The organism is Paenibacillus sp. MY03 (genome assembly GCF_002165585.1).
Lineage (GTDB): Bacteria > Bacillota > Bacilli > Paenibacillales > Paenibacillaceae > Pristimantibacillus > Pristimantibacillus agaridevorans.
The window spans coordinates 1-5,044 of sequence record NZ_MXQD01000105.1 but is presented as its reverse complement, the minus strand read 5'-3'; the positions used below and the strand labels follow the sequence as shown (position 1 = coordinate 5,044).

Annotated in this window: 3 protein-coding genes; all 3 read left to right on the top strand. The window is 56.2% G+C overall.

Annotation, left to right across the window (positions count from 1 at the left end; translation table 11 throughout):
* Positions 1-297, top strand: a 297-nt coding sequence (locus tag B1748_RS37155) for a hypothetical protein (RefSeq protein WP_179216012.1), incomplete at its 5' end; no start/stop codon positions are given.
* A 92-nt stretch (positions 298-389) separates the two neighbouring features.
* Entirely contained in the window at positions 390-1,436 is a 1,047-nt protein-coding gene (locus B1748_RS36055; protein ID WP_087572797.1) for an S-layer homology domain-containing protein, read from the top strand.
* A gap of 78 nt (positions 1,437-1,514) precedes the next feature.
* On the top strand, positions 1,515-4,691 hold the full coding sequence (locus B1748_RS36050; protein ID WP_087572796.1) for an alpha-mannosidase: 3,177 nt from the start codon (positions 1,515-1,517) through the stop codon (positions 4,689-4,691).
* Positions 4,692-5,044: the final 353 nt, after the last annotated feature.

The following is a 5,044-nucleotide window of genomic DNA, read 5'->3' as shown; positions in this document are numbered from 1 at the left end:
GCAGCAAACGGTGTGTACACGCTTGGAAGCGCGACTCAGGCTCAAGTCAATCAAGCCGTCACCTCGCTTGATGAAGCATTGTCAGTCTTCGCCGGCAAGATCGTAACTCTGGTGCCTGGCGCTACATCGGTTTCAATCAGGGATCTGACCATCGCCGCGCGTTATTACGGCACAACCTCTACGGATGCGGGATGGCAGGATATTGAGAAAGCGGATGTGCTTGATCGTGGCGAAATTACGATTCAAACGCTTGCCGCGCTTGCCCAGTTGATTCTGGATGAGTGGCTGGTTGAGTAGATGGATTGGACTTGAATGGTAACTTGCTTGGGAGGAAGATGGAACATCTTCCTCCCTTTCTCTGCTGACGGATAGGAAAGGGGAGATTCTTCATGGGATTAATCAAACGGTTTATTGTCATCTATACAGTCGTACTTGTATGCTGCGCTTCAGCGTCTGAAGCGCTTAAGGCGAAAGCTGCCGATCTTCCAGTCGCGGTCGAGTTTAGCCTTGAGGCTGTTCACTCCGAATCGGAGGATGAAATCATAGTCAGCGTATTCGCGCAGCATGTTGCGGACGTGTATGCCTATGAAATCGGATTGGGTTATGACCGGCGCAAGCTGGAGTTGGTCGATACGATTAGCGGTTTTCCCGGCATCTCCGCAGGACCTATTCAAAGCAATGACCGGATACGGTTTGCTCATACCCAGATTGGCAAAACGCCAGGCAAATCGGGCGATTGGAGGCTTGTTGCGTTTGTGTTCAAGAAGCTCCACAAAGGCTCTTCCACGATCCGACTCCATACGGTCAGCCTGGTCGCATCGGATTTGACAACTACGGAATACAAGCTGCGTCACTCCTTGCAAGCAGAAGATACGACCGCCAATATGCAATTAACCGATATTCGCGGTCACTGGGCAGAGCAGTCGATTGTTCAAGGCGTCGGCCTTGGAATTATCGAGGGTTATGCCAACGATACCTTCCGCCCGCAACGGGCAGTAACGCGGGGCGAATTCGTCACGATGCTGTCTCGAGCCCTGCGGCTTGATCAGCCTGTAGCTGCAGAACGTCCATATGCGGATGACGGCTTGTTCCCCTCATGGGCGAGCCCCCATATCTACGCAGCCGCCGAACGCGGATATATTGTTGCTTATGAGGATCATACATTCCGCGCCGATCGGTTGATTACCCGCATGGAAATGACTGCGATCATTGCGCGGGCTTTCGATGGAATGTCGGAAGCAGCCGCTGTGTCTTATATAGATGCCGATGATATTCCCGCATGGGGATTCGAAGCGGCAGCCAAAGCGACGGCCGCGGGTCTTGTGCAAGGCAAGCCCGGTCAACGATTCGCTCCGAATGAGCATGCGACCCGGGCCGAGGTCGTGGTCGTCATCCTTCATTTGTTGGACGCAATTGGACAAGTCAAGTCGGAATAACCCGCAGAATCGGTCGACAGTCATCATTGGCGGGTCGAGGCAATGACCGCGGAAATAATGGATACAGGAGTGACCTGCATGTTTTGGACCAAAGAGAAGCTCGAAGCCAGAATCAAGGAGTTGAAGGCGTTCCGTTATAGGGATGCCATTCTATTGACGGGGCTCCGTATGAAGATTGACGGGGAAGGCGCGAACGGGGAGTACCCGACCGAGGAGGGAGAGTGGACGCCTGTTCGGCTGGGCCATCGCTGGCAAGGTCGCGATGTCTACCGCTGGCTGGCGGTGGACGCGCTGCTCCCTGCCGAGTGGGCCGGGCGTTCGGTGCTTGCCCGATTTGATCTGGGGGCAACGGGAGGCGGGAACAATAGCGGCTTCGAATCGCTGCTGTTCTTAAACGGCAGCCCCTATCAGGGAGTCGATGCCAACCATGACGAGGTGTTCCTTCCGGAAGAGCTGCTGGGAAAACAGGTCAGCCTCAGACTCCGATTATGGTCCGGCATGGGAGGTTATGAGCCGGATGCGATTCTGGAGCACCGGCTTGGTCGCGCCGAGCTTGCATGGCTGGATGAAGCGACCGACGATTTGTATTTTACAAGCCGCGCCGTATTGGAGACGTCCATACTTATGCAAGACGCGCAGCCGGAGAAACATGAATTGCTGGCGGCTCTCGACAGGTCGTTCCATCGGCTGGATTGGTCTCGACCCGGGTCCGAGGTTTTCTATGAATCTGTGCAGGAAGCTCGCGGGCAGCTTCGCGCCGAGCTGGCGAGGCTGCCCAAGCATCATCCCGTCGAGGTGCAATGCATCGGGCATACGCATATCGACGTAGCTTGGCTGTGGCGTCTGACCCACACGCGGGAGAAAGCGGCCCGTTCCTTCTCCACGGCGCTTCGGCTGATGGAGCAGTATCCGGATTACGTGTTCTTGCAGACGATGCCGCAACTGTATGCCTATATCAAGAAGGATTATCCCGAGTTGTACGAGCAAATTCGGGAACGAGTCAAGGAAGGACGCTGGGAAGCGGGCGGGGCCATGTGGCTGGAGGCGGACTGCAACCTGGCGTCGGGCGAATCGCTGGTGCGTCAGCTGTTGTACGGCATTCGTTTCTTTCGCGAGGAGTTCGGAACGGAATGCAGCTATCTATGGCTGCCCGACGTGTTCGGCTACAGCTGGGCGATGCCGCAATTGCTTCGCAAATGCGGCATCAAGACGTTCATGACGACCAAGATCAGCTGGAATCAATACAATCGGATGCCCCACGATACGTTTATATGGCGAGGCATCGACGGCACGGAGATCGTCACCCACTTTATTACGACGCCCAGTCCGGGCGCGAAGGAAGGCACGTTCTTCTACACGTACAATGGCGGAATTACGCCTTATTCGATTCAAGGCATTTGGGAGGCGTACCGCGATAAAGCCGTCAATCGGAAGCTGCTGCTCGCCTATGGACATGGCGACGGCGGCGGTGGCGTCACCAGGGAGATGCTGGAGCTTCGCCGAAGAATCGCGGATATGCCCGGGCTGCCTCAAGTGACGACAGGACGAGCCGATGCCTACTTTGAACAGCTCAAGGAAGAGCTTGAAGCGACGGATCAATACGTGCATACATGGGATGGCGAGTTGTATTTGGAGCTGCATCGCGGGACGTATACGAGTCAAGCCTATAACAAACGGATGAACCGGCAGCTGGAGCTGGCGCTGCGCGAGGCGGAATGGCTGAACGTGGTCGCGGCCGCCCGGGGCGATTGGCAGGTCTACGCCGGGAAGGCGTTGCACGACGCCTGGATTATCGTGCTGCGCAACCAATTCCACGACATTATCCCGGGCTCCGCGATTCGGGAGGTGTACGAGGATTGTCGACTGGAGTATGCCGAGGCCGGTCAGCTTATTGATGGCGCCAGGCGGCAAGCGGAGCTGTCTTTGATGGCTGGGGATGCGGAGGCAGAAGCGAATCACGGAGATGCAGCGGTCACCGTGCTGAACAGCGCCAGCTGGACACGCAGCGATCTGGTGCACATCGCCAGTGCGGGAGCGGAAGGAGACGGCGAATGGAGGGATGCCAATGGCGCAAGGCTGCGCTCTCAACGTTCGGCTGACGGACAATGGCTCGTTGAGACCCGGGACGTCCCGTCGCTGGGTTGGTCTGTTATCCGGTTCGCCTCCCGGTCCGGGACTCGCACACCCGGGCCGTCTGGCGATGTAGGGGATGCTCCCTTCCACTGGAGCGGAAACGGCCTTTGCACGCCGCATTACGAGCTGGCTTGGAATGATGCCGGTCAACTGACCCGGATTTACGATCGGGAAGCGGCCAGACCCGTATTGTCCCCTAAGTCGTGCGGCAATGTCTTCCAGGTATTCGAGGATAAGCCGAAGAGCAGGCATGAGGCTTGGGATATCGATCTGTTTTATCAGCAAAAAATGAGAGAGATGACCGACTTTAAGGGAGCGGAGCTGATGGAGGTTGGCGAGCTTCGCGCTGTCGTTCGATTCCGGTGGGGGTATATGGATTCCGTACTCGAACAAGATATGATCGTCTATAGCGGGAGCCGCCGCATCGATTATGCCACCCGTGTCGACTGGCACGAGCAGCGGCAACTGCTGAAGGTCGCCTTTCCCGTCGACATCAGAGCCGTCGAAGCGACCTACGACATCCAGTTCGGGAACATCAAACGTTCCACGCATTGGAACACGAGCTGGGATTACGCCCGGTTCGAAAGCGTCGGCCACCAGTGGGCGGATTTGTCCGAGCGGGATTACGGCGTCAGCCTGCTGAACGATTGCAAGTACGGCTACGATATCAAGGACGGCGTCATGCGCCTGACGCTGATTAAATCCGCGCTCGTTCCGGATGCGACGGCCGATCAGGGCGAACACCTCTTCACCTATTCGCTGCTGCCGCATGCCGGGGATTGGCTGCAAGGCAGCACGGCTCGGGAGGCATGGGATGTGAACAATCCGCTAAGCTGCTTGGCGGGTGAGGCGGCTCAACCGTCCTTCTCGTTGATCGACTTGTCCGCCGAGCATGTCGTCGTAGACGCGATTAAGAAAGCGGAGGATGAGGACGCCATTATTGTCCGGCTGCATGAATTCGCCGGTTGTCGAGGCAGGGTAGAGCTCGATTGCGGCATGCGGCTTGACTCCTGGCAAGAATGCGACTTGCTGGAAAATCCCGAGGGCGAGCTTCATACGGAGCAGACCATTTCCTTCGATATCAAGCCTTACGAGATCAAGACGTTCCTGATTCGTGTGTAGATCGCCGTTCGGAGGCAGATGAGCTCGATAAGCCGGACTACATATTTCCCCAGAGGGACAATCACGGAGGAGCCTTATGCGATGACTCGCATGTTCAGATCTGAGAGAGGCCTATGCGCACGCGCATAGGCCTCCTCGATTGTCAATAGCTTTTGCAGGACAGTGGCAAAAGAGCTCCAATGTAACCGCTTGGCTCAAGGAAAGATGCATATGCTATTCTTAATATTTTAAATCCAGATACCCAATCGTAAATACCGGTCATTTCAAGGGGAGAGGCTGTTCAAGTACACTAAAGAATGTAAGCGATTACAAAATGAGAAGAGGTGGAAGCGAGGCAGCAGGTGCGTCATTGG

Bases quoted from the DNA above. Each gene is read 5' to 3' on its own strand.
- B1748_RS36055 (WP_087572797.1), top strand. From the start codon at position 390: ATGGGATTAATCAAACGGTTTATTGTCATCTATACAGTCGTACTTGTA.
- B1748_RS36050 (WP_087572796.1), top strand. From the start codon at position 1,515: ATGTTTTGGACCAAAGAGAAGCTCGAAGCCAGAATCAAGGAGTTGAAG.